At 59.9% G+C, this 24,681-nt stretch carries 19 protein-coding genes; 5 read left to right on the forward strand and 14 right to left on the reverse strand.

Going from position 1 to position 24,681, the window contains the following annotated elements; translation table 11 throughout:
- Positions 1-3 precede the first annotated feature (3 nt).
- On the reverse strand, positions 4-1,578 hold the full coding sequence (gene rmuC / locus O5O48_RS16260; RefSeq protein WP_228246224.1) for a DNA recombination protein RmuC: 1,575 nt from the start codon (positions 1,576-1,578) through the stop codon (positions 4-6).
- 57 nt (positions 1,579-1,635) lie between these two features.
- On the reverse strand, positions 1,636-3,108 hold the full coding sequence (locus O5O48_RS16265; RefSeq protein ID WP_269687618.1) for a helicase HerA-like domain-containing protein: 1,473 nt from the start codon (positions 3,106-3,108) through the stop codon (positions 1,636-1,638).
- 246 nt (positions 3,109-3,354) lie between these two features.
- On the opposite strand from O5O48_RS16265, the gene O5O48_RS16270 reads away from it, so the two are divergent.
- On the forward strand, positions 3,355-5,154 hold the full coding sequence (locus O5O48_RS16270; protein WP_434006947.1) for a DUF1302 domain-containing protein: 1,800 nt from the start codon (positions 3,355-3,357) through the stop codon (positions 5,152-5,154).
- Between the two features lie 18 nt (positions 5,155-5,172).
- Positions 5,173-6,546, forward strand: coding sequence for a DUF1329 domain-containing protein (locus O5O48_RS16275; RefSeq protein WP_269687619.1), 1,374 nt, complete (start codon positions 5,173-5,175; stop codon positions 6,544-6,546).
- Positions 6,547-6,746: 200 nt separating this feature from the next.
- Here the strand turns inward: O5O48_RS16275 and O5O48_RS16280 are convergent, their stop codons facing one another.
- From O5O48_RS16280 to O5O48_RS16290, 3 genes are all read right to left on the reverse strand, one after another.
- Positions 6,747-9,452, reverse strand: a complete 2,706-nt coding sequence (locus O5O48_RS16280; protein ID WP_269687620.1) for a LuxR C-terminal-related transcriptional regulator — start codon at positions 9,450-9,452, stop codon at positions 6,747-6,749.
- A 208-nt stretch (positions 9,453-9,660) separates the two neighbouring features.
- Entirely contained in the window at positions 9,661-11,733 is a 2,073-nt protein-coding gene (locus O5O48_RS16285; RefSeq protein ID WP_269687621.1) for a PQQ-dependent dehydrogenase, methanol/ethanol family, read from the reverse strand.
- A gap of 53 nt (positions 11,734-11,786) precedes the next feature.
- Positions 11,787-12,581, reverse strand: a complete 795-nt coding sequence (locus O5O48_RS16290) for an alpha/beta fold hydrolase (RefSeq protein WP_269687622.1) — start codon at positions 12,579-12,581, stop codon at positions 11,787-11,789.
- A gap of 91 nt (positions 12,582-12,672) precedes the next feature.
- Between O5O48_RS16290 and O5O48_RS16295 the strand changes: the two genes are divergently transcribed.
- The gene (locus O5O48_RS16295; RefSeq protein WP_269687623.1) at positions 12,673-12,867 is read left to right on the forward strand and encodes a hypothetical protein; all 195 of its coding nucleotides are present in this window, start codon (positions 12,673-12,675) and stop codon (positions 12,865-12,867) included.
- A 156-nt stretch (positions 12,868-13,023) separates the two neighbouring features.
- Here the strand turns inward: O5O48_RS16295 and O5O48_RS16300 are convergent, their stop codons facing one another.
- The 5 genes from O5O48_RS16300 to O5O48_RS16320 all read right to left on the reverse strand — a co-directional run bounded on the left by O5O48_RS16300 (position 13,024) and on the right by O5O48_RS16320 (position 18,322).
- Positions 13,024-13,722, reverse strand: a complete 699-nt coding sequence (locus O5O48_RS16300) for a TSCPD domain-containing protein (RefSeq protein WP_088275359.1) — start codon at positions 13,720-13,722, stop codon at positions 13,024-13,026.
- Between the two features lie 82 nt (positions 13,723-13,804).
- Positions 13,805-15,958 (reverse strand): adenosylcobalamin-dependent ribonucleoside-diphosphate reductase, encoded by a 2,154-nt coding sequence (locus O5O48_RS16305; RefSeq protein WP_088275361.1) that lies wholly within the window; start codon positions 15,956-15,958, stop codon positions 13,805-13,807.
- Positions 15,959-16,213: 255 nt separating this feature from the next.
- Positions 16,214-16,795: a DUF1285 domain-containing protein gene (locus tag O5O48_RS16310; protein ID WP_269687624.1), complete on the reverse strand. Its 582-nt coding sequence runs from the start codon at positions 16,793-16,795 to the stop codon at positions 16,214-16,216.
- Positions 16,796-16,817: 22 nt separating this feature from the next.
- Positions 16,818-17,414, reverse strand: coding sequence for a DUF4823 domain-containing protein (locus O5O48_RS16315; protein ID WP_233049428.1), 597 nt, complete (start codon positions 17,412-17,414; stop codon positions 16,818-16,820).
- Between the two features lie 8 nt (positions 17,415-17,422).
- Positions 17,423-18,322, reverse strand: coding sequence for a radical SAM protein (locus O5O48_RS16320; RefSeq protein ID WP_269687625.1), 900 nt, complete (start codon positions 18,320-18,322; stop codon positions 17,423-17,425).
- A gap of 208 nt (positions 18,323-18,530) precedes the next feature.
- Here O5O48_RS16320 and O5O48_RS16325 point away from each other — a divergent pair, with 208 nt between their 5' ends.
- On the forward strand, positions 18,531-20,189 hold the full coding sequence (locus O5O48_RS16325; protein ID WP_269687626.1) for a carboxylesterase/lipase family protein: 1,659 nt from the start codon (positions 18,531-18,533) through the stop codon (positions 20,187-20,189).
- Here O5O48_RS16325 and O5O48_RS16330 read toward each other — a convergent pair.
- Both O5O48_RS16330 and O5O48_RS16335 read right to left on the reverse strand, forming a co-directional pair.
- Positions 20,156-21,202 carry an amidohydrolase family protein gene (locus O5O48_RS16330; protein ID WP_269688721.1) on the reverse strand — a complete coding sequence of 349 codons (1,047 nt, stop codon included), beginning with the start codon at positions 21,200-21,202 and terminating at the stop codon, positions 20,156-20,158. The genes O5O48_RS16325 and O5O48_RS16330 overlap by 34 nt on opposite strands.
- A 107-nt stretch (positions 21,203-21,309) precedes the next feature.
- Positions 21,310-21,948 (reverse strand): TetR/AcrR family transcriptional regulator, encoded by a 639-nt coding sequence (locus O5O48_RS16335; RefSeq protein WP_088275433.1) that lies wholly within the window; start codon positions 21,946-21,948, stop codon positions 21,310-21,312.
- Positions 21,949-22,136: 188 nt separating this feature from the next.
- On the opposite strand from O5O48_RS16335, the gene O5O48_RS16340 reads away from it, so the two are divergent.
- Complete coding sequence (locus O5O48_RS16340) at positions 22,137-23,300, forward strand: aminotransferase class V-fold PLP-dependent enzyme (protein WP_269687627.1); 1,164 nt, start codon at positions 22,137-22,139, stop codon at positions 23,298-23,300.
- A 208-nt stretch (positions 23,301-23,508) separates the two neighbouring features.
- On the opposite strand, the gene O5O48_RS16345 is transcribed toward O5O48_RS16340, so the two are convergent.
- A complete protein-coding gene (locus O5O48_RS16345) occupies positions 23,509-24,288 on the reverse strand; it encodes a TatD family hydrolase (RefSeq protein ID WP_269687628.1) in 780 nt (259 codons plus the stop codon).
- 5 nt (positions 24,289-24,293) lie between these two features.
- Complete coding sequence (locus O5O48_RS16350) at positions 24,294-24,650, reverse strand: PilZ domain-containing protein (protein ID WP_088275375.1); 357 nt, start codon at positions 24,648-24,650, stop codon at positions 24,294-24,296.
- Between the last annotated feature and the right edge of the window lie 31 nt (positions 24,651-24,681).

The following is a 24,681-nucleotide window of genomic DNA, read 5'->3' on the forward strand; positions in this document are numbered from 1 at the left end:
GTATCAGGGCATTTCTTCGCTGCGTTCATGGGACAACTCGAGCGCAGCGCGATCGGTCCACTCTTCACTGAGTTCCGCCTTGACCGAGACGCCCAGTTCCTTGAACTCGTTGACCTGCTTGACCAGGTTGCCGCGTCCGTCGACCAGCTGGTCCCGCGCCTTGCGATAGGCCTGCGAGGCCTTGTCCAGACTGCTTTCAATGCCGTCCATGCTGGACAGAAAGGTGCGCAGCTTGTCGTGAATCTTACCGGCCCGGTCGGCCAGCTCCGCGGTGTGCCGGTTCTGGTCTTCAAAGCGCCACAGCTGGCGCACGATATTCAGACTGGTCAGCAACGTGGTTGGAGTCGCCACCAGCACATTCTGTTCAATCGCCTTCTGGAACAGGCTCTCATCCGCCTTCAGCGCCTCAACAAAGGCCGATTCGATGGGGATGAACATAAACACCATCTCCGGCGCATTCAGCCCCGGCAGCTCAAAGTAGTTGCGATCCGACAGCTCACGAATACGATCACTGACCGACTGCACGTGCTCACCCAGGGCAATGCGCCGCTCGGCCTCGTCCTCGCTGTTGATATAGCGGGTGTAGGCGTTGAGCGACACCTTGGCGTCGATGATCAGGTGTTTGTCCTGCGGCAGATAGACCAGCACGTCCGGGCGCTGGCGTTTGCCTTCGGCGTTGTTGATGCTGACCTCACGCTGGAAGTCCTTGCCGGCACGCAGCCCCGAGCGTTCCAGCACGTTCTCCAGAATCAGCTCACCCCAGTTACCCTGAGTCTTTTTCTGGCCGCGCAGCGCGGTGCTGAGATCATGCGCTTCCTGGGTAATCTGACGGTTCAGTTCCTTGAGATGATTGAGCTCTGCCGCCAGGGTGGCCTGCTGCTGGGTGTCCTTGTGATGAATGTCCTCGACCTTGGCGCGAAACTGGTCGATCTGCTCACGGAAGGGTTTCAGCAGCGCATCCAGCGACTGCTGACTGGTCTGGGAAAAGGCCTGCCCCTTGGCTTCGAAGATCTTGCCCGCCAGCTGTTCGAACTCCATCTTCAGCTGCTCACGGCTGTCCTTGAGCAGTTGCTGTTGCTCGGCAAAGTGCTGCTGGCGCTGCTCGAGGGAGCTTTCGAGGGTCGAGTGACGAACCTTGAGGTCTTCATACTCACTCTGCACTGCATCCAAACGGCCCTGCAGACGCTGACGCTCGCTGCGCAGCTCATCCAGCTGACGCCCCTGCTCTGCCCCCAGCGTCTGTGCGCGCTCGGCCTGAAGTTGCCAGTGCTGCTGCTGGGCCTGCTGTTCGCTGAGCCTTGATTGCAGCAACTTTTGCTGCTCACGCAGCTCGGCCAGGGACTCCTGAAGATGCTCAATGCGAGTCAGCTGCGCGCCGCGCTCACTGCCCTGCTGATGCAGCTCCAGCTGGGCCTGCTGCGCGGTAATCTGCGCCTCCCCGAGCTGCGCCTGCACCTCGGCAAGCTGCTCCTGCAGCGCGCTGCTGCGGCGCATCAACAGCCAGGCTGTGAGCCCCCAGCCAGCCAGCAATGCGAGGGAAAGCACAGGTAACAACAGAGTCAGATCAAGCGCGGGCATGCAATTCTCCTTTAACTGCCGCCATTATCCCTGCGCGCGCACTGGAATGTAACCGCCTTAGCGGCTGCGCAGCGACCCCAGCAGCCCGCGCACAATCTGTCGACCAAGCTGAGTGCCGATGGAACGCATGGCGCTGCGGCCAAACGACGTGATCATGTCCGTCACTTCATCGGCCATGCTCTTTTCACGCCGGCTGCGCGTGGTGCCCTGCTTGCGCGTTTCCGGCTTTTCTTCTGACAACGAACGCGCGGCCTGCTGTTGCAGCAATTCATAGGCAGATTCGCGATCAACCGGCTCGTCGTACACTCCCTTGAGCGGTGAGGCGGCGAGCATGGCCGCGCGCTCGGCGTCCGTAATCGGCCCCATCTGGCTGTCCGGAGGTCGCACCCAGATCTGCTGCACGATGGACGGCGAGCCTTTTTCATCCAGCACCGAGACCAGCGCCTCACCCACGCCCAGTGCAGTGATCACGGCTTCGGTATCCAGATCCGGGTTGGTGCGGAAAGTCTGGGCCGCAGCACGGACTGCCTTCTGATCACGCGGGGTAAACGCGCGCAGCGCGTGCTGCACCCGGTTGCCTAGCTGCGCTAGCACGGCATCCGGCAGGTCGAGCGGGCTTTGAGTCACGAAGTACACGCCCACACCCTTGGAGCGGATCAGCCGCACGACCTGTTCAATCCGATCCAGCAGCGCCTTGGGGGTGTCATTGAACAGCAGGTGCGCCTCATCAAAGAACAGCACAAACCGGGGCTTGTCGGCATCACCAACCTCCGGCAGCTGCTCAAACAGCTCGGACAGCAGCCACAGAAGGACACAGGCATAGCCGAGCGGGCTCTCCCGATACAGGCGCTCGGCATGCAGGATATTGACCACGCCCTGACCGTGCTCGTCGACCTGGAGAAAGTCATCCAGCGAGACGGCAGGCTCGCCAAACAACGGCTCCCCGCCCTGCTGTTCCAGACGCAGCAACGAGCGCTGGATAGCGCCGACGCTGGCCGGTGAGATATTGCCGTAACGCGGCCCCAGTTCGGCACGGTGCTCGTGGACATGATTGAGCATCGCCCGCAGGTCTTTCATGTCGAGCAGCAGCCAGCCCTGATCATCAGCGACCCGAAACAGAATATCGATGATGCCGCTCTGGGTTTCATTCAGCCCCAACAACCGCGACAGCAGTTGCGGGCCAAGCTCGGAAATGGTCAGGCGCAGCGGATGCCCCTTCTCGCCATACACATCCCAAAACACCACCGGCGCACCCTTTGGCTCCAGAGCGTCAATACCTACACGCAGGGCGCGCTGCTGCAGCTTTTCCGATACCACACCCGGTTTCGCGATGCCCGAGAAGTCACCCTTGATATCGGGCACCAGCACCGGGACACCCAGTTGCGAAAAGGCCTGTGCCAACACCTGCAGCGTAATGGTCTTACCGGTGCCGGTCGCGCCCGCAATCAACCCGTGACGATTGGCCATGCGCGGCTCAATCGCCACGCCGCCAGCCTGATTGCCACCTATCAGCAGCGGGGAAATAGTCATCAGCCTCTCTCCTGGTAACCGGGACGGACGCCCCGCAGGCATTATGAACCAGGTCGCCAGCGACGCAAGCTGACCTACCCGTTGCAGGCCGAACGCACCTCGCCCCACGCCCCATCACCCCCCATTAGGGGGGGTATAAACACGAAACCTATCGGACTACATTGAGATCCTGCGGCAGAACGGCGTCCCGTCACTGCTGCGAGCCTGGGATCCTCAATAACAACAAGCGCCCGGCGCGAGGACAACATGAAGAACATAACAACAAGAACGTTTCTGACCTGCAGCCTCAAACCCATGGTTGTCGCCATCGCAATGGCTTCCGCACTGCCTGCGCATGCGGTGCGATTCGACATCGGTGAAATCGAAGGCCAATTCGACTCCAGCATTTCCATAGGCTCCAGCTGGGCAACCGCCAGCCCGGACAAGGACCTGATCTGGGCCAACAACGGTGGCAACGCCAACGCCGCCAACACCGACGACAATCGCCTGAACTTCGACAAGGGCGATGCCTTCTCGACCATTTTCAAAGGCATCCACGACCTGTCATTGCAATACGGTAATACCGGCGTCTTCCTGCGCGGCAAATACTGGTACGACTTCGAGCTCAAGGACGGGCACCAGGATCTGTACGACATCGACGATGACAATCGCAAGACCGCGGCCCAGGCCTCCGGCGTGCAGCTGCTCGATGCGTTCCTCTACCACAACTATGCCATTGGCGACATGCCGGGCTCGGTCCGCATCGGCAGGCAGGTGGTGAGCTGGGGTGAAAGTACCTTCATTCAGAATGGCATCAACAGCATCAACCCGATCGACGCGGCCGCCTTCCGTCGACCCGGCGCGGAGATCAAGGAAGGCCTTATTCCGGTCAACATGCTCTACCTGTCCCAGAGCCTGACTGAAAATCTCGGGATGGAAGCCTTCTACCAGTTGGAGTGGGATCAGACGGTCATCGACAACTGCGGTACCTTCTTCGCGCCGAGCGATACCCTGGCTGACGGTTGCTACCAGGTCGGTGTTGGGGGAAGCCAAAATGGTGCCAACGGCGATCCAACCTTTGTCTATGTACCGCGCGCCGGCGACGTAGACGCCAGGGACGACGGACAATTTGGCGTATCGTTCCGCTACTACGCGGAGGAGTTGAATCAGACCGAGTTCGGCCTGTACTTCATGAACATTCACAGCCGCCTGCCAACCTATAACACTATCGCAGCTGGCGGCCAGACGGTCATTGGTGCAGAGCCCAATTCCCAGACCGGGCAAGTTGACGTGGCCCTGTTGGGTAACTATTTCCTCGCCTACCCGGAGGACATCCGGATCTACGGTGTCAGCTTCCAGACCAACGTTGGCGGTACTGCGCTGTCAGGTGAGCTCAGCTACCGACCAAACCAGCCAGTCCAGATCAGCTCCAACGATCTGACCGGTGCAGCCCTCGGTAACGCCGTTACGCCGCTGAACACCAGTGGCCACGTGCCCGGAGCTGTTCTCGGCGTAGCCATTCCCCCCGGCACCATCATTCAGGGCTACAAGCGTTTGCCCGTTACCCAGGCGCAGGTTACGGCTGTCCGTATCTTTGACAACATCCTCGGCGCACGCAGCATGACCGTCATTGGCGAGGTTGGTTACAACCATGTCAGCGGCATCAAGAAAGGCCTGGATGAACTGCGCTACGGCCGTGACTCACTGTATGGCTCCGGGCCGTTGCCATTTGGAGCGTGCGAGGGCGCACTTAACACAGCCAACCCGTCCGACTGTACCTACGACGGCTTCTACACCAGCAGCTCCTGGGGTTACCGCGCACTGGTCAACATGGAATACGAAGGCTTCGCGGGGGTGGCGCTCAAGCCCAGCTTCGCGTTTTCACACGATGTTGACGGCACCGGTCCGAACTTTGTTGAAGGCTCCATGGCCGCCAGCGTCGGCCTGACCGGGGTGTACAACAACAAGTACAACGCCAGCATCAACTACACCAACTTCTTCGGTGGCGACTACAACCCCAACACTGACCGCGACTTCGTTGCTGTCAGCGTCGGCGTTAACTTCTAATAAGAAACGGAGCAAGCGATGAAACCGATTCACAAACGATCCCTGCAGATTCTCGGTGGCGCCATGCTCAGCGCCCTTGCGCTGTCGGTCAGCGCAGCCGTCTCCCCGGAAGAGGCGGCCAAGCTGCAGACCACCCTGACCCCGATGGGCGCCGAACGTGCCGGCAACGCCAGCGGCACCATTCCCGCCTGGACCGGCGGCATGGCAACCGATGCGGCGCCGGTCGACGCCGACGGTTTTTTTGGCGACCCCTTCGCCGGCGAGCAGCCGCAATACACCATCACTGCGGCGAATATGGATCAGTATGCGGACATGCTGACCGAAGGCCAGAAGGCCATGCTCAGACGCTACCCCGATACCTATCGCATGCGGGTCTTCCAAACCAACCGCAGCGCTACCGTGCCGCAAGAGGTGTTTGACGCGGTCGCCCGCAACGCCGTCAATACACAACTGGCCGAGGGTGGAAACGGCCTGGAAAACTTCGACACGGCCTATCCTTTCCCGATTCCGCAAAACGGTGTTGAGGTTATCTGGAACCACATCACCCGTTATCGCGGTGGCAGCTTTACCCGCGTTATCGCTCAGGCAACCCCGCAGGCCAATGGTTCGAACACCATGGTGATTCTGCAGGACGCATTCAGCTTTGCGACTGCGCTGACCGATTACGGCCCGAAGATCTCCGATAACCTGATGTTCTACTTCACCCAGCGCATCCTGTCGCCCTCACGCCTGGCCGGTGACGTGCTGCTGGTGCACGAGAACATCAACCAGTTCAAGGAGCCGCGCGCCGCATGGATCTACAACGCCGGCCAACGTCGCGTTCGTCGCGCGCCTCAGGTAGCGTACGACGGTCCGGCCTTCAGTGCAGACGGCACCCGGGTCTCCGATAACTACGACCTGTATAACGGCTCACCCGACCGTTACGACTGGAAACTGGTTGGCAAGCGTGAACTGCTGATCCCGTACAACAACTTCGCTCTTGCCTCACGCGAGTTGAAGTACGATGACATCATCCAGGCGGGCCATATCAACCAGGATCTGGTGCGCTACGAAGTGCACCGCGTCTGGGAAGTGGAAGCCACCCTCAAGGAAGGCCAGCGTCACGTCTACGCCAAGCGCCACTTCTTTATCGACGAGGATAACTGGCAAGCTGGCGCTATCGACCACTACGATGGCCGCGGGGGATTGTGGCGCGTAGCAGAAGCGATGGCCCTGCAACGCTTCGATCTGAAAATCCCCGGATACGCTCTGGAAACGCTGTACGACCTGCAGAACGGACGCTACATGGCGCTGGGCATGACCAACGAAGAACGCAAGAACTACGACTTCAGCTTCAAGGCGTCGTCTGCCGACTTCACTCCCAACGCACTGCGCGCCTCGGGTATCCGCTGATACCCACCCTCTCCCCCTGTCGTTTCCGCTGCTCCGGGCGACAGGGGGCTCCTCTGGGAGCTGCAAGCCGCCAGTTTCAAGTGGCAAGCTGATCGCCTCCACTCCACTCCACCGCACTGCTCCTGCTGCCAGCCACCGCTGCCGGCTTTTTGCTTCTGCTTCTGCTTTTGCTTGCGGCTTGCGGCTTGCGGCTGTCGCCACTAAGCCTGCTGCACCATCACCGCAGCCTGGGCGCGATTGTCGACCTTGAGTTTGGCGAAGATGTTCTTCATGTGTGACTTGATCGTCTCGGGTGTGACGTTGAGATCACGCGCTATCTGCTTGTTCGACTTGCCTTCGGCCACCAACTGAATAACCTGCCGCTCCTTGACGGTCAGCGTCAGCAACGCACCGCTTCCGCCGCCTTCCTCCTCCGGCGTATCCAGCCCAAGCATGTCGGCAAGCTGAAGCTGCAGATCAGGCGGGCAGTAACGCGCGAACAAAGCGCCAATATCATGCCCGGGCAGGTCGCCAAGCAGACTGACCATTCCCGTGTCCCTGACAATACCAACGACCGACTCCAGCAGCGCAGCGGCACTGGCGATACCGCGCTCGCGGCTCAACAGCACGCCAGTAACGATGCCCAGTTCAACGTAATACATCCAGATCTCGCTGGTGCGCATTTGCTGCAGCATAGCCAGCGCCTCATCCAACAGCGCGGGTTCACAACGTTCCAGATCCAGCGCCAGCCAGAGACGCGACAATAATGCAAAGTAGGCTCGATCAACCCATTGGTCGGGCCAATCGAGCCGCGCAAGTTGCTGCAGCATGGCACTGCAGACATTGGCCTCACGCGGCTTGCGCTCAATCAGGTGCAGTCTGACCCGCTCCAGCAGCGCACGCGCCTGCAGCCTGGGCCAGCGACGCTCCAATGCCAGCGACTCAAGCTCATCCAGCACCCGCCGAGCCTGGGCAAAACGCGACTGATGAGCCAGCAGCCGAACCTGCGTCATGCAGGCAAATGCGGTGCACTCGATAAAGCTGCCGGTCTTGATGTAAGGCAACGCCTCCTGCAGCTTTATGTCTGCTTCTGCATACTCTGCGCGCAGGTAATGACCGAAGGCTCCCAACCCCTTGGGCAATGCAGTCAATACCGGATTGGGCCGACGCAAATCCGGGGCGAATAACTCGTCGGCCTGCTCCAGCAGTCCGTCCAGCGTCGCCATGCCCTGAACGATGCGTCCTTGATAGAACTCACTCAGGGCGTACAGCGATTTGCGGTAGCACTCATGCAGGAAGTAGCCACCATTTCCCTGCTGCAGGAGTTGGGTCGGGGGCAATGCGTATAACTGGTCCCAGCGGCAGGCGCGCATGTGCGCGCCACAGAGGATATTGAGCAACACGTTGCGAGCCCACGGGCTGCCAAGGCCTGACCTGATGCAGGCATCGGCAACCGGCGCAGCCAGTCCGTAGCGATCGTCGAGCGCCCAGAGCATGGCCTTGATCGCTTGTACTTCCCAATGCAGCGCCGACGCGTCCTCTCCCGTCTCAAGCTGCTGAATCTCTGCCTCCAGCTCCTCGGCAATACGCATGGCCGACGCGTATTCCAGCGCCAGCCCCATGGCCCACGCACGGGTTACCTTGAGTGCCAGCGAGCTGTTACCCGACTGCATCTTCCAGCGTTTTTCCATCAGTACCAGGGTGCTGAAGTCACCCTGTTCCATCAGGGTGGTAGCACATTCCTGAATCCATTCTCGCAGTTGCTCCACATCGCCGCTCAACATCCCAAGCTGGATCGCATCAAACCAGAGCTGGCGCTCGGCGAACCATCGGGCTGCGCCAAGCAGGAACTGCCGCGCCGCAACGTCATCCCGGGCCAGACAGGCGCTGCGCAGGTGCTCACGAAATAACGGGTGCAGGCTGAACCAGCTGTCCTGTTCATCCAGCACATTGAGGAATAATTGACGTCGCCGCAAAAGCTGCAGGAGCGCCTCTGCCGCAGAGTCACCCAGCAGGCTGCGCAGCAACGGCAGGCTGAACTTCTCCAGCAGCCCGATCGAGCACAACGCACGGCAGGTGCCAGCATCCAACTGGCCAAGCAGCTCGTCGAACAGATTGCTGATACTGCGCGGTATATAGCGCCCGCTACCCGGTGCCGGCGCCAGCAGGTACGCTCGCAATGCCGCTATCCAGCCATCAGCGGCCTGCTGGATGCTGCACAGGTCACCGCCCTGCTCGGGCTGCAGTCCGCCCTTGCGCAGCAGATCGCGGGTTTCATCGCTATCGAACCGCAGCAGCGCCGCGTCGATATCCAGCCGATCATCGGCATAACAATGCTCGACTATCGCCTCCGGCAAATCCTTGCGACCAATAAACACCAGATGAACGTGCTCGGGCGCGCGCTGAACCAGAAAACGCAGCGCCTCGATCAGCACATCATCCGCAATGCAGTGATAATCATCGACAAAGATCGTCAGCGGTTGCGCATGCTGCTCCAGATCGGCGAGCAGCAGGCTTGCCAGACACTGCGCACTGCAGGTTGAGAGGGGGGCAGCGCACGCCAGACAGTGATTGGCAATCGACGGGAACACATGATTGATAGCGCCACACAGGTAATACAGCAGACGGTGGGCGCTGTTGTCTTCGGTATCCAGCGACAACCAGGCAACCCCATGACCCAGACCGCTGAGACGCTCGGCCCAGATGCCGGCTAGCGTGGTTTTCCCGTACCCCGGTGGCGCTTCGACAATGGCGACGCGACGCTCGGTCAGTCGCTCGGCAAGCTGCTCAAGACGTGGGCGAGGAAGAACGCCTCGGCCACGACGCGGTGGGGTGATTTTGGTCGTCAGCAACACCGGTAGATCGTTGCCCCCGTCCTGCCCGGGGGAGGATTGCGGAGCAATCCATTCCACGCGATTCCTATTCATGAATTCGATCCATGCCGAGCACGGGCTGCCTGCGACAGCCTCTTTTTGTTATTCCACTACCTACCCTAGCAGAGCGGCAGCACAGCGCACGGCAACAGCGCCAGAGAGAAGGGGTGACCGCCATTGCCGGCCACCCCATCATACGAACGGCACTGTTTAGAGTAAATACTCAATCAGCATCACCAGTCACAGACTGAACGCCAACGGCTCACTCGGTTTCGACCTGAGTGGTTGGCAAGGCGCTCTCGTATTCACGCTGCATCACGTACAGCTTGATCTGGCGGGCCTGCTCTGCTGACAGGCTGTCCGCAAACGAGGCCATACCCTTGCCGCTGAACGCACCCTGCAAAACGATGGCTTCCCAGGCATCGCGAACGGCGTCGGAAGAATGACGCAGATCCGGGATGACGCCGCCGCCAACTGCTCCAGCGCCGTGACAGACCATGCAGTAAGTGGCATACAGGTCGGCCCCTGCGCTGATGTCAGTGGCGGCAGCGACCACCGGCTGCGGGACCCGATCGACCTGCTGCTGCAGCGGTGCCGGCGACAACGCGGCCTTGCCACCCAGCTTGAACACCAGCATGCGACTGACGTTCCGCGTGCCGACAGCAACGGCTGCATCGCCACCAAACAACGCCGCAGCGCCGCCCCATCCTGCCATCAGGGCAATGTACTGTTCGCCGTTGTGACGATAGGTCATGGGCGCGGCAATGACGCCGGTCTGTGTAGAGAATTGCCAAAGCGGCTGCCCCGCGTCAGCACTGTAGGCCTCAAGTTGACCTGCCGAGGTACCCTGAAAAACCAGATTACCTGCGGTCACCAGAGTGCCACCGTTCCAGTGGTTGGGCCGTTCCACCCGCCAGGCTGGTGCCTGTTTGACCGGGTCCCAGGCAATCAGGGCACCGGTTGCATACTCGCGCGGAAGCCCCCGGTTTTCCAGGCCGGCACCGGTGTTGAAGGCATTACGTACAACGAAGTTTCCGCCCTCGTTGGCGTAGGTCGCAGGTATCTCCTGATAGGGCAGATACACCAGTCCGGTGAGCGGGCTGTAGGACATCGAATGCCAGTTGTGTGCGCCGAAAGGGCTTGGCCAGATCAGTGCCGGCTCGGTTTCGTAACGCGCATTTGGCGCCTCGACAGGACGCCCGGTTGCCATGTCAATACGCTCTGCCCAAGTCACCTTGCCGAACTTCTCGGCAGACAGCAGCTCTCCGGTCGCCCGGTCAAGCACATAGAAAAAGCCGTTCTTCGGGGCCTGCATGATGACCTGACGCGGCTTGCCGTCGATCTCCAGCTCGGCAAGGGTCAATTGCTGGGTTGCGGTATAGTCCCAGCTATCCCCCGGGGTAGTCTGGTAGTGCCATACCAGTTCGCCTGTCTCGGGGCGCAGGGCCAGGATGGATGACAGATACAGATTGTCGCCGCCGCCAGGGCTGCGAACCTCGCGATTCCACGGAGAGCCATTGCCGGTGCCCACATACAGCAGATTCAATGCCGGATCATAGGCCATGCTGTCCCAGGCGGTGCCGCCGCCACCGAGATCCCAGCGGGTTTTCTCGCTCCAGGTCGGCAGCGCCTTTTCCAGCGCAGGCGAGGCTTGCGGCCCCTGGGCCGGGTCTGCCGGTACGGTGTAGAAACGCCAGCGCATGTCGCCGGTCGCCGCATCATAGGCCGAGAAATAGCCGCGCACACCAAACTCTGCGCCACCGTTGCCGATCAGGACCATATCATTGAGTACACGGGGCGCGCCGGTAATGGTGTAGGGCTTCTCCCTGTCGACTGTTTCCCGGGTCCAGACCGGCTTACCGGTTTTGGCATCCAGCGCGATCAACCTGCCGTCGAGCGTACCGACGTATACCTTGCCCTTCCACAGTGCGACGCCGCGATTGACCGCGTCACAGCACGCCTGGCGCCCCCGTGCACGGTCTACGCCGGGATCATAGCTCCACAGAATGCTGCCGTTCTCGGCATCCACCGCCATTACTCGACTCCAGGAGAGCGACGTGTACAGCACGCCATCGTGATACAGCGGTGTCGCCTCCAGCCCGCGGGTATTGTCCAGATCAATGGACCACGCCAGCCCAAGCTGATCAACATTGCCGGTATTGATCTGCTGCAGCGGGCTGAAGCGCTGCTGCGACCAGGTCCGATCGTAGCTCAACCACTCACTGCCATCGGTTTCTACCGTCAGCATCGCGGCGTTATCCACTGTAACCGCGGGTGCGGCAGTCGCCAGCACACATAATGACGCCACCAGGGGAAAGGCAATCAACTTCTTCATGGGCATGACTCTTCTGTTGTCGTTATTGTTGTCGTAGATCTGTTTATTGACGTTCAGACGGCATCGGCAGCGAACTGGCGAATCGCATCGGCAACCTGTGCCGGCTGCTCCAGCGCCAGCGAGTGACCGGCCGCCGAAATCACCCTGCACTGCCCGCGCCCACTGCGTTCGACTATCTGCTCGGATAGCGCCGTGCTGTAGGCATGGTCTTCAGCGCCAGCCAGGACCAGCAGCGGCACACGCAGGCCGGCAAGTTCATCGAGTACGGAGGCGCGATGGATGACCTCCCTGGCAGCTACGCCGATATCCGGCCCCAACTTGCGCATGTGCGTACGCCACCGAGCGCACAGCGCCGCGTGCTCGGGGCTGCGCAGGGTCTGATCCCCGAACATGATGTACATCAGGGTATCGACCTGATCGGCGGCACCTTCGGCAGCCAGCTGATTGACCAGCGGCTCGAACTCGGCCAGTTGGTGCTCCCGATCGGCGCTGCTGCCCATCACTATGCACCCCGCCAGACGCTCGGGATAACGGGCAGCAAGGCGCAAGGCAACGAAGCCCCCCATGGAATTGCCTGCAACGTAACAGGGCGCAAGGTCAAGAAGATCGATGAGAGCTGCCACATCCTCGGTGAGCGAATCCATGTCGAGCGGCCCGCTGCGACTACTCAAGCCCTGCCCCCGGTGATCGTAGGCAATGATCTCGAAATACGGGTGCAGCAACTCGATCAGCGGCTCAAACATCCGCCAGTCAAAAAACAGTGAATGGCTCAGAACCAGAACCGGCTTGCCCGGCTGGGGGAAGCGCTCGAAGTGCAGACGAACGTTATTTACCGTCAGGTAAGCCATGACCAGACCCCGCGTTGAATGTCGGAGCCTGATGCTAGGGTCAGGAACCCTGCAGGTTCAGCCCCCCTGTTGGGGGATATGGGGAGGATGAATGGATGGCTACAGCGGCAAGCGGCTGAGGCTAGCTGCAAGCTGCAAGCTGCAAGCGACAAGCGACAAGCGACAAGCAAAAACAGGCTGGAAGCTGGAAGCTGGAAGCTGGAAGCTGGAAGCTGGAAGCCAAGAGTTTGCGTTTGTGGTTGCGGAGAGAGCAAGACCTTACCGCCTGTTGCGCGGCAGACCCTGACTTGCAGCGTAGGCTGCACCCGATGGCAGGGGTGTAACTTCTAGCTTCTAGCTTCTAGCTTCTAGCTTCTAGCTTCTAGCTTCTAGCTTATGGCTTGCGGCTCAAAAAAAAACGCGCCCCGGAGGGCGCATTTTCAGACACTGCGAGCGGGCTTGCTCAGCCGCACTTGCTGTCGCCGCAAGCCAGGCAGGTCAGGCAGCCGTCCATCTGGATCGCAGCCTTGGTGTGGCACTTGCCGCACATCTGCGAACCTTCAGGATAGGCGTTGGCGCTGTCGTCGCAGTCGGCTTCAGTTTGCGCCTGGGGCTTGAGATTGGCGAACTCGGCGCGCTTCTGCTCAAGGTACGCCTGCTGGTGATCGTCCATCTCGTCCTTGATCATGCCGATGCGCTTGAGGTGCTGGTCCAGCACGTCGCCAATTTCAGCGACGAGCGAGGGGCTCCAGCGGCCACCGCGCTTCATATAACCACCCTTGGGGTCAAACACGCTGCGCAGCTCTTCAACCAGGAAGGTGCAGTCACCGCCCTTGCGGAACACAGCAGAGATAATCAGCGTCAGGGCTGAAATCCACTGATAGTGCTCCATGTTCTTGGAGTTGATGAAGATTTCGAAGGGACGACGACTCTCGTGGTCGCTGCCGGAGTTGAGCACGACGTCATTGATGGTGACATAGATAGCGTGCTCCGAGGTCGGAGTCTTGATCTTGTAGGTCGAGCCCTCAAGAAACTCGGGGCGCTTGAGCTTCTCGTGCATTTCCTCGATCGCCGGAGCAGCCTTGGCTTCCGGGGCCTTGGCCGGTTCATCGGGTTTGACTACAGCATAGTCGACAATCTTGCTGTTGATCTTCAGTGCCATGTCTTTCACTTCCTCGCCACGCCTGAGCGTGGCCGGTTCATCAGGTTTGCGAACTACCGTGTGCCGCCGCAGCGGCACGGGTTCAGAATTTGCCGTAGTAGCCTTCTTTCAGGGCGTCATACAGGTTGGCGGCGGTGTGCAGCTCGCCATCATACTCGATCTCGTCGCCACCCTTAGCCTCGATGAAGGTGCCATCGTCCAGCTTGAAGCGGTAGGTGGTGTTGGCCAGATCCTGTTCCTTGACCAGTACGCCCTGGAATGCTTCCGGGTTGAAACGGAAGGTCGTGCAACCCTTCAGCCCCTTGTGGAAGGCGTACATGTAGATGTCCTTGAAGGACTCATACGGGTAGTCGGTCGGCACGTTCGCCGTCTTGGAGATCGACGAGTCAATCCACTTCTGGGCCGCGGCCTGGACGTCAACGTGCTGAGTCGGGGACACGTCATCAGCGGCGATGAAGTACTCCGGCAGGTTGCGCGACTCGGCGTCCATGCTCGGCAGCGCATCAGCATTGATGAAATGACGGTACGCCAGCAGTTCAAAGCTGAACACGTCAACTTTCTCTTTCGACTTCTTGCCTTCGCGGATCACATTGCGGAAATAGTGGTGCGCGAAGCTCGGCTCGATACCGTTGGAAGCATTATTGGCCAGCGACAGCGAGATAGTACCGGTAGGCGCGATAGAGCTGTGGTGGGTAAAGCGCGAACCTTTCTCGGCCAGTGCAGCGGCCAGCTCGGCATCTTCGCCTGCCACCTGCTGCATATAGCGGCTGTACTTGGCCCACAGCACCTTGCCAGCGACCTTGTCACCGGCCTTGATACCGTCAGCAACCATTTCCGGACGCTTGGCCAGCATCGCCTCGGTCACCACAAACTCTTCGTCCATGATCGGCGCGGCGCCCTTTTCCTCTGCCAGCGCCAGACCGGTACGCCAGCCCTGCATGGCCATCTCGCGGGACACCTGCTCGGTGAACTCGAGGGAGGCGGCCTCACCGTATTTCATGCGTAGCATGGTCATGGCCGAGCCAAGGCCCAGGAAGCCCATACCGTGACGGCGCTTGCGGTAGATCTCGTTGCGCTGCTGCTCCAGCGGCAGGCCGTTGATCTCGACCACGTTGTCCAGCATACGGGTGAAGATGTCGACAACGCGACGGTACTCGTCCCAGTCAAACCGGGCCTTTTCAGTGAACGGATCACGAACGAACAGCGTCAGATTGATCGAACCCAGCAGGCAGGCGCCATAGGGCGGCAGCGGCTGTTCACCACAGGGGTTGGTTGCGCGAATCTCCTCGCAGAACCAGTTGTTGTTCATCTCGTTGACACGGTCAATCAGGATGAAGCCAGGCTCGGCGAAGTCGTAGGTGGAACTCATGATCATGTCCCAGATACGACGCGCTTTCATGGTGCGGAAGATACGGCAGGCAACCAGGCCATCCGCGCGGCTGACATAGCGCTCGTTGCTCGGCCACTCGCGCCAGATCACCTGTTCCGCATCGTTGACGTCAACGCCATCGGCTTCCATCTCGGCCTGATTCAGCGGGAACGCCAGCTGCCAGTCGGCATCGGCCTCAACCGCCTTCATGAACTCTTCAGTGATCAGCAATGACAGGTTGAACTGGCGCAGACGGCCGCCTTCGCGCTTGGCGCGAATAAAGTCCATCACGTCCGGATGACCGACATCGAATGTCGCCATCTGGGCTCCACGACGGCCACCGGCAGAGGATACGGTGAAGCACATCTTGTCGTAGATATCCATGAACGACAGCGGGCCCGAGGTATAGGCACCGGCGCCGGAGACGTAGGCGCCCTTCGGACGCAGGGTGGAGAACTCGTAACCGATACCGCAACCGGCCTTGAGAGTCAGACCCGCTTCGTGCAGCTTGGCGAGAATGTCGTCCATCGAATCGCCGATGGTCGCCGACACGGTGCAGTTGATCGTCGAGGTCGCCGGCTTGTGCTCAAGTGCCCCGGCGTTGGAGGTAATACGGCCAGCCGGAATCGCGCCGTGACGCAGTGCCCAGAGAAACTTTTCGTACCACTCCTCGCGCAGCTCCGGTGCTTCCACCTCGGACAGGGCACGAGCGACACGCTGAAACGTCTCGTCAACCGACTTGTCGATGGCTTTGCCATCCTTGGTCTTGAGGCGGTATTTGGTATCCCAAATGTCTTCTGACGCGGGCTGCAAAGGGATGCTGGTCACCACATTATGCAGGCGCTGCACCTTGGCTGTTTGACTCATTTCTGTCTCCTGAAAACGCGACCTGAACCACCATCTAGGGCTTGACGCAAAGGCTTTTGACCTGTACGCATCCCGGCCGACAAAACACTATTTGTTGTGCATTCCGGGCAATGCTAGACCCACATATGGTAAATATCAACATCAAAAAAACACGCTTTTTTGTGTTTTCCGGGTTGACAACCAGGCAGAGCGTTAACAACAGGAGAGTACTGTCCCGGCGTGCCCTGTACTGGCACGCCGGCGCAGATCGCGCACCTAATCGGCGCCGTCTATCGGAAAGAAGCGGCCACCACTCCATACACCGATTCGCTGCACACCTGCGACTTCGGCCTCAACCGCCAGGTCGGCCAATTCGTAGAACACCGTGCGACTTATCAGTGCGTCCAGATTGGCGCGAACTCTGATGTAGGGAGACGGCTCCCCGGATTGCGGATCAAGCTCAACGCGCAATGGATGCTCCCCATCAAGCGGGACCTCATCCTCGAGGCTAGTATGAAACAGCAGTTGCTGCTGCTCACCCTCGCCACTGACAGACAGGCGGACGGCGACAAAGGGCGCGTCGTCGACCTGGATCGCCCAGCGCTCCACCGGCGTTACCAGGTAGTAGCGCGCGTCTTCGTCAAGCCTGAGGATGGTTGAGAACAGCTGCGCCAGCGCCAGGCGCCGGATCGGATCACCCTCGTGATACCAGGTGCCGTCACGGGCGATACGCATATCCATCTCGCCACTGAGCGGCGGATTCCACAAATGCACGGGCGCAGGCTCACGGCGCTGCAACTCTCCGCGCTGCGGCAGACTATTGAGCAGCGACTGCGGCGGCGGTGCACGATCGGACATTTTTCCTCCTGACCGGACGCCCTCAGCGTCCCAGCAGTTGACCGGTATAATCCTGCAGCGGCGGGCGCAGCAGGTCTTCGGGCGAGGCCTTGTAAAACTGCAGGAAGCCACCGCGTGTCTCGATACGGGCAAAATCGACCAGGTGGCGAGTACCGACCTCCAGCAGCATCAGTTGCAGCACGCCCCGATCCAGCCCGAGATCCCCCCACTGGCCGGACTCTTCCCACTCTTCGATACTGCCCACGGCATCATCTGCTGCGGCAAACCGTGTGTAGAGCAGGTAGTCGTATCCGAAACTGCGAGCCTCGGCCAGCGCCTCCTCCAGCCCCAGCGGCTGCTGGGCACGGCGCACAACAGGAAAGACTTCGACGGCTGCGGCAAAGGCTTCCTCGGCAACCACATTGGGACGGGCATAGGGATTGCCGACGGGCAGGAAATGCCCCTGGGCAATATAGAGCTTGGAGTCGGATTGAATAACCCAGGTGCTGCTGCGCTTGATGCGGTAATGGTTGAGCACGCCGGCATCACCCAGATAGTAGCCGGCCTGATCCTGCAGATCGGAGGGCTTCATGCAGCCCGACAGTAGCAACACTGCCAACAGCATCAATGCGTAGCGCATAGCATCTCCTAGAGTCCGCGCATCCATTCTGGACGCAGGCCCGCCTGATCAGGCCGACTGATGGCGTGATCGATCTGCGCCAGCAACCGGTCCTTGTCCTGCCCCAGCTCGCCCTTCAAGACCAGGGCATTGGATGCATGGTCGCTGCGAAACGTGCTGTTGTCCAGCGCCAGCTCGGCAACGAACTGGCGCAGCTCGGAGAACAGTTGCTGCTGATTCAACTCGACAAAATCCGGATAACGCTCACGGAATCGCTCCATCCCCTGGGGGAAACTGACGACCAGCGTCGACACGAACTCCGGCTGGGTCTGGTTCAGCAATTTGGCGGAGTTCAGCGCGTGCTGCTTGCTAAGCGACAGACCGCCTAGGCCATTGAGGATCATCACCGAACGCTTCAAGCCAGCTTCCCCCGCCTTGATCAAGGCATCGGCTGTCGAAGCGGCTGTCTCGCCCTTGTTAACCCGCTCAAGCACCTCGTCATCGCCTGACTCGGCACCGACATACAGCATCGCCAGGCCGGCCTCACGCAACTCTTTCAGCTCTTCAACCGATTTGCGCTTGAGATTGCGCGGCAGGCAGTACGAGGTCACCCGCTCGACGCTCGGGATGTGCTCGGCAATGGCTTCGAGAATCCGCAGCAAACGATGGGTCGGCAGGACCATCGCATCCCCGTCGGCGAGAAAAATGCGATTCACGATATAGCGCTCGCCAACCCGGCGAATCTCGTCCAGCACTTCGGCCTCGTCGCGGGCACGAAACTTCTTCTGCGGCGCCGTGTACATTTCACAGAACGTGCACTTGTTCCACGAACAGCCGTTGGTCACCGGCAAAATCAGCGAATGCGCCTCACTCGGCGGGCGGAAAACCGGCTCGATATAACTGACCGGAAACGCCTCTTGCATAGCCATGCCCCTCTCCTCTGTACCCGGCGCTGAGCCGCACAAAACCGCACATCATAGCCAGTCTGACTGGCGAAGCAAACCACCCGGACGTGTTTAGCTCTGCGTGACAGAGTTCACATATAGTTTCTACGCATACGCATAACTCGCATTCGCCCTGAGGCCGGATCACTTTCAGCATATGCCTCAATCTTTTAAACAGTACAGGACAACAATAATGAGTACTGCTCGCCTGACGCCGACCTCGGCATCAACACTCAAGCTACTTTCCGTCGCCGTCGCGGCACTCACGCTATCCGCCTGCCTGTCAGGTGGCGGCGGTGGCGGTGCCGACGGCCCCAACCCCCTGGCGATTGAAACCAGCGAGGGCAAAGTCGTCGGTATCAGCAACGACGGCATCCGCGTCTTCCGTGGCATTCCCTACGCCGCGCCGCCGGTTGGCGACCTGCGCCTCGCCCCGCCGCAGCCACCCGCCAGCAGAAGTGAAACACTCAGACTGAGCGAAGAGTTCGGCAACAGCTGCCCGCAGTCCGATCTGACCACTGGCCAGCAGGTAGGCAACGAGGACTGCCTGTACCTGAACGTTTATGCGCCCGCTGAAGCGGAGGATCTGCCGGTGATGGTCTGGATCCATGGTGGCGCCTTCGTGTTTGGTAACGGCGGCGGTGAGTACGACCCGACGCGCCTGGTCGAACAGGACGTTATCGTCGTGACCCTCAATTATCGCCTTGGCAATCTCGGTTTTCTGGCCCACCCTGCCCTGGAATCCGACGCCGGTAACTTTGCCCTGATGGATCAGCAGCTGGCGCTGGCCTGGGTCAAGGAAAACATCACTGCCTTTGGCGGTGATCCGGCCAATGTCACAATCTTCGGCGAGTCCGCCGGTGGCCACAGCGTGATGAGCCACATAGTCTCGCCTCGGGCTGAAGAGGCGGACCTGTTCCAGCGCGCCATTGTCCAGAGCGGCTCCTACGCGCCCTTCCAGATGCCCAAGGCAACAGCGCAGTTCCTCGGCACATCGGTAGCCAATGGACTCGGCTGCACCGACCCGGAGACCGCTGCAAGCTGCCTACGCTCCTTGCCGGTATCGGCGTTCCTGGCGGCCCAGGGCTCGCAGTCAATCCCGGTTGTGGATCCGGACGACGACTTGCTGCCCAAGTCCATTCAGCAGGCACTGGCCGACGGCGACTTCAACAGCTCGCTCGACATCATGATCGGCAGCAACCAGAACGAGGGCACCCTGTTCGTCGCGCTGGATGAAGTAGGAGGCGATCCTATTGATGGCGAGGCGGAATACCGTGAGCGCGTTGCCGAGTTCTTCCAGCCCTACCAGGCGAGTATCCCCTTCGACGACGACCAGATCGCCACCGATTATCTGGACTTTGTTGACGGTGAGGCAAAACCCTTCGAGGCAGCCCTGTCCGGTATCTGGACCGACTTCATGTTCGCCTGCAACGCCTACTCGCAGGCCAGCACCTTTGCCGGCGCCAGCATGAATACCTTCCAGTACTGGTTCCGTGACGAGGACGCCCCCTGGACCCTGGTGCCGCCATTTGCTGTGAGCTTCCCGCTGGGGGCCACCCACGCCGGGGAAATCCCTTACGTACTCTACCCACAGGCCATCATGGAGCAGCGCTATACCGGCGATCCGGATGACCTGAACAGTCTGGCCGGCGAGATGGTCGACTACTGGACCCAGTTCGCCAAAACCGGCGACCCCAACACCACCGACGGGGTCGCAGCAGCCTGGCAGCAGGCAGCGACCGGAAACCTGATGACGCTGGACGTACCCAACGCAAGCAACGCAAATACGCTTGGCTTCCTGGGCTATCACCACTGCAGCTACTGGGCTGACCCGCCGCTGGTATTGCCCTGATCGACCAGATCGGCCTCGCCCGGCGGGGCCGATCGCCACTCGGCGCTCGGCAAGATAGCGAGAAAGTTATCCCGTGCAACCCCACGCGCTACCGTTTCCGGTAACGCATCAAGAAACGGCTCAAACCCGCGCATATATTTTCCGATACTGCCGAACTGCCCCACCACATCCGAGCCGAGCATAAAGCGCTCGGGGAAATCCTCGACCAGAGCAACCCAGTCAGGGTCCGGCTTGCCTTCCGAGTCAAGAAGATAGGGCTCGCGCAGCGTCCAGGACAGATCAATATACAGATTCGGGTAGGCGGTCAGCAGCCGGCGCAACGTCGGCAATAAAAACGGCAATTGTGTCTGATGGCGATGAATTTCCATGCTGGTGCCGGCATGCGCCCAGATAAAGCGTACCCGCGGATGGTTGCGCAGCGGCTCTTCCATTTCGGCCAGATAGAGCGGATTACGCTCACGCTGCGAGGTGATATTGCTGTGCACCAGCACCGGCAGATCATACTCCGCGGCCAGCGCATAGACCCGGTGCATGGCCTCGCTGTTGGCCCGCGGTGGTTCACCATGGATCAGCGCTGTCAGATCGTCGTGCCGGGTAAATACCTCGCCTATTCCCTGCCAAAAGCCGGGATACAGCTCGAGCATGCGACGGATGTGGGCATCTGCGTTCTTGTCGTTCGGATTGAAGCCGGATAGAAAGGGATGAAACCGCCGACGCTGGTCCGCCGGCATCGACGCGATCGCATCAGCGACCAGCACATCGGTTGCACTGAACCAGTAGGCGCCGCCATCGTCACCAGCGTAATAGCGCGGGCGCTTGGGCTCATTCTCGTGCCATTGCTTGGCGACAGGCACACCACTGATCATGGCATGATCGACACCGGCGGCGTCCATCGCCTGAATAAGCGCGCCCGCCCCTTCTGACTCCTGAAAGAAATCAACGTAATGCAGGTGGGCGTCGGTGTATCGATAGTCCCGCGCCTGGGCGGGGTTGCCTGCCAACGTGCCCAGCATGAGCACGCCCACAGCAAGTATGCGAAAGATGGGCAAGGTCTGACTCCTGACATGGCTGCCCAGTTTGAGACTGCCGGTCAAATCAGGAGTTCAGCACCAGGCTCGGGCTAGGCTTCCTCACCGTCCTTACGGCGTTTGAATCGATTGCCCATTCGCACGCCTACATCCATCAAAAATTGCATGTAGCCCTCCTGATCCTTGATCACGTCCTGCCAGAACGGCGAGTGGTACATGGCCATCGCGCCGTGCACCAGCGCCCATGCTGCACAGTAATGGAAGTAGGCAGGAACATCTTCCAGCTTGCCATCATCGATACGGGACTGAATCACACCGGTGATGTGATTGAAATTGGAGGTCCGGATCTTGTGCAACTCTTCGACCATGGCCGGCAACTGGTTCGACTTGACCACCTTTTCTTCCAGCCGGTCAAACAACCGATAGCGCTCAGGGTCGCTCATGCGAAACGCGAAGTACTCCCGCGAGAGGGCCGCCTTGTCGCGCTCGATGGACTCCGAATGCAGCAAATCAGCCAGATCTCGCTCATAGTCGAGCATCAACCGCAGATAAATCTCTGCCTTGGACTTGAAATGCTTGTAGATGGTCCCTTTGCCGATGCCGACCTCGTCTGCGATCATCTCGACGGTTACACTGTCTTCACCCTGCTCAAGGAACAGGCGCAGCGCGCTATCGAGAATTTCCTGCTCACGACGACGAAATTCGCGAACTTTACGTGACTCTTTCTGCATCAAGGTACCCGGATTCAAATTGGCAAAGTGCCCCATTATGCCAAGTTGATGACTCGCTGCCCAGATTTGCTTACAAGCTGACTATCCGGTTCAAATGTGTCTAAATATGGGGAAAAAGGCCCGTTAAGGCATCACCGCGCGTGCCAGTCCGATCTTTGGCCAAAATGGCACCACACATGAGGCTCGACATGGATCTCAACCAGCAATGGCAGCATGAATTCCCGCAGGATCCGAAACTCTGCTACCTGAATCATGCCGCGGTGGCTCCCTGGCCGAAGCGGGCAGCGGACGCCGTCAGCGCCTTCGCCCGCGAAAACCTGCATCAGGGTGCGCGCGACTATCCGCGCTGGAGCCGGACCGAAAAACACCTGCGTGAGCAACTTAAAGCCCTGCTTAATGCCCCCGCTGCCAGCGACATCGCGCTGGTCAAGAACACCTCCGAAGCCCTGTCCTTTGTCGCCCAGGGATTATCCTGGGCACCCGGCGATGAAGTTCTGATCAGCGATCAGGAGTTTCCCTCAAACCGCATTCCCTGGGAGGCATTGGCAGACCAGGGCGTTCGGGTTCGCAGCGTGGCGCTGGGCAACCAGCCGGAACAGGCGCTGATCAACGCGATGACGCCGCGCACCCGCCTGCTGAGCATCAGCTCCGTGCAATACGGCAGCGGACTGCGCATGGATCTGGAACGCCTTGGGCAAGCCTGCCGCGAACGCGGCGTCCTGTTCTGCGTGGACGCCATACAGACCCTCGGCGCGCAGCCACTGGATGTCCAGACGATTGACTGCGATTTTGCCATGGCTGACGGCCACAAATGGCTACTCGGCCCGGAAGGCCTTGGTGTGTTCTATTGCCACGGTCGAGTACGGGATCAACTGAAGCTGACCCAGCACGGCTGGCATATGGTTGAGGCGATGGGCGATTATGATCGCTGCGACTGGCAGCCGGCCCGTTCGGCGCGGCGATTCGAGGCCGGCAGCCCAAACACCCTGGCTCAACAAGCTCTGTCAGCCAGCCTGTCGCTGCTGCTTGAGATCGGCATGGATACCGTCGCTGCCGAACTCGACCGCCGCATCTGCCTGCTTGCCAGTTTGCTGGAGGCGATCCCGGGCGTGCGCATACTTAGCAGTCTGAGCAACGAACGACGATCGGGCATTCTGACGTTTTCAGTTGAGGGCGTTACGCTAAAAGAGCTGCATCGCCAGTTAATGGATCAGGGCGTGATCTGCGCGCTGCGCGGCGGTGGTATTCGCTGGTCACCCCATTTCTACACCAGCAGCGCTTGCCTGCGGCGGGCGGTCGAACAGCTGGAAGCACTGATTGCCTCGCAAAGAGATAACAACACTTCACGATAAAATACGCAGAGCGTATTCCAAATCAGTTTATAAACGCGGGAAATGAAGCTGGAAAGCAGGGCAATTTCGACAATACTGAAGTTATCAGGAACGACATACCCCCCAAGTGTTGATCCTGTGCTGGCAGGCACTGCCCTGCCTCTGTATCACTCCTAATGGTCTTAACCCGAATTCCTCCCCCAGAATTCGGGTTTTTTTTGCCTCGAAATCAGCTTTGCGCCAGAGGAAACAAGCGATGGAAGTTATCGGTAGTTTGCTCACGGAAATGTTCCAGAGCCTCACCGCGCAACTCGGCCAGAAATGCCGCCACTTCACAGACAAACTGTGGTTCGTTCGACTTTCCGCGATGGGGAACCGGCGCCAGATAGGGAGAATCGGTCTCAACCAGCAAGCGGTCAGCAGGAACCTGACGCGCCACCTCGCGCAATGCGTCGGCATTGCGAAAGGTCACCATGCCCGACAGCGAAATGTAATAGCCCATATCCAGCGCGGCCCGGGCCATCTCCCAGTCTTCGGTAAAGCAATGCAGCACACCGGCATTGGCAAGGTCTGCCTCGCGCAGCATCTCCAGCGTATCCTGGCGTGCCGCGCGGGTATGAATCACCACCGGCTTCCCCGTCTGCTTCGCCGCCTCAAGATGAATGGCGAAGGACGCTTTCTGCTGCTCGGCCAACTCGGGCTGGTAGTGATAGTCGAGCCCGGTTTCGCCGATGGCTACAGTGCGCGGATGCTGCAGTCGCTCGAGTAGCCAGACCAGATCGGTCGCCTTGCCATCCTTGAGATCGAGCGGATGAATACCGACGCTGCAGAACACATCTGCATGGCTGTCGGCCAGTTGCTGCACGGTAGCAGCGTTGTCGGCATCGACCCCGATACAGAGAAACTTGCCGACACCGCGGCCGCGAGCTGCATCCAGCAACGCATCAAGGGAGCCGTTGTAGGGCGTTAAATCAAGACGATCCAGATGACAGTGCGAATCAATAAGCATGAAGACTACATGGTGTGGGTCGGCCGATCCGATTGCAGCGCACCGGCCAGATAGGTTTCGATTTTGCTGCGCGCGGTATTATCCTGATCACTGAACTGGACACCGATACCTGCCGCGCGATTGCCCTGGGCACCCTTCGGGGTTACCCAGATAACCTTGCCGGCAACCGGGATCTTCTCCGGCTCGTCCATCAGATTCAGCAGCATGAACACCTCGTCACCGAGGCGGTAATTCTTGTTGGTCGGAATGAACAGCCCGCCATGCTTGACGAACGGCATGTAGGCCGCATAAAGCACCGACTTGTCCTTGATCGTCAGCGACAGAATACCGTTGCGAGGCCCCGGAGCCGTGGGATTAGTCATTGATCATTCCTTTCACTCAACGCGATGGCCG

Source organism: Halopseudomonas sp. MFKK-1, from assembly GCF_027474385.1.
Classification (GTDB): domain Bacteria; phylum Pseudomonadota; class Gammaproteobacteria; order Pseudomonadales; family Pseudomonadaceae; genus Halopseudomonas; species Halopseudomonas aestusnigri.

Bases quoted from the DNA above. Each gene is read 5' to 3' on its own strand.
- O5O48_RS16295 (WP_269687623.1), top strand. From the start codon at position 12,673: ATGGATGGCTACAGCGGCAAGCGGCTGAGGCTAGCTGCAAGCTGCAAG.
- O5O48_RS16325 (WP_269687626.1), top strand. From the start codon at position 18,531: ATGAGTACTGCTCGCCTGACGCCGACCTCGGCATCAACACTCAAGCTA.
- O5O48_RS16340 (WP_269687627.1), top strand. From the start codon at position 22,137: ATGGATCTCAACCAGCAATGGCAGCATGAATTCCCGCAGGATCCGAAA.
- O5O48_RS16285 (WP_269687621.1), bottom strand. From the start codon at position 11,733: ATGAAGAAGTTGATTGCCTTTCCCCTGGTGGCGTCATTATGTGTGCTG.
- O5O48_RS16270 (WP_434006947.1), top strand. From the start codon at position 3,355: ATGAAGAACATAACAACAAGAACGTTTCTGACCTGCAGCCTCAAACCC.
- O5O48_RS16320 (WP_269687625.1), bottom strand. From the start codon at position 18,322: ATGGCTATGCAAGAGGCGTTTCCGGTCAGTTATATCGAGCCGGTTTTC.
- O5O48_RS16265 (WP_269687618.1), bottom strand. From the start codon at position 3,108: ATGACTATTTCCCCGCTGCTGATAGGTGGCAATCAGGCTGGCGGCGTG.
- O5O48_RS16345 (WP_269687628.1), bottom strand. From the start codon at position 24,288: ATGCTTATTGATTCGCACTGTCATCTGGATCGTCTTGATTTAACGCCC.
- O5O48_RS16315 (WP_233049428.1), bottom strand. From the start codon at position 17,414: ATGCGCTACGCATTGATGCTGTTGGCAGTGTTGCTACTGTCGGGCTGC.
- O5O48_RS16275 (WP_269687619.1), top strand. From the start codon at position 5,173: ATGAAACCGATTCACAAACGATCCCTGCAGATTCTCGGTGGCGCCATG.
- O5O48_RS16290 (WP_269687622.1), bottom strand. From the start codon at position 12,581: ATGGCTTACCTGACGGTAAATAACGTTCGTCTGCACTTCGAGCGCTTC.
- O5O48_RS16330 (WP_269688721.1), bottom strand. From the start codon at position 21,202: ATGCTGGGCACGTTGGCAGGCAACCCCGCCCAGGCGCGGGACTATCGA.
- O5O48_RS16305 (WP_088275361.1), bottom strand. From the start codon at position 15,958: ATGAGTCAAACAGCCAAGGTGCAGCGCCTGCATAATGTGGTGACCAGC.
- O5O48_RS16300 (WP_088275359.1), bottom strand. From the start codon at position 13,722: ATGGCACTGAAGATCAACAGCAAGATTGTCGACTATGCTGTAGTCAAA.
- O5O48_RS16335 (WP_088275433.1), bottom strand. From the start codon at position 21,948: ATGCAGAAAGAGTCACGTAAAGTTCGCGAATTTCGTCGTCGTGAGCAG.
- O5O48_RS16310 (WP_269687624.1), bottom strand. From the start codon at position 16,795: ATGTCCGATCGTGCACCGCCGCCGCAGTCGCTGCTCAATAGTCTGCCG.
- rmuC (WP_228246224.1), bottom strand. From the start codon at position 1,578: ATGCCCGCGCTTGATCTGACTCTGTTGTTACCTGTGCTTTCCCTCGCA.
- O5O48_RS16350 (WP_088275375.1), bottom strand. From the start codon at position 24,650: ATGACTAATCCCACGGCTCCGGGGCCTCGCAACGGTATTCTGTCGCTG.
- O5O48_RS16280 (WP_269687620.1), bottom strand. From the start codon at position 9,452: ATGAATAGGAATCGCGTGGAATGGATTGCTCCGCAATCCTCCCCCGGG.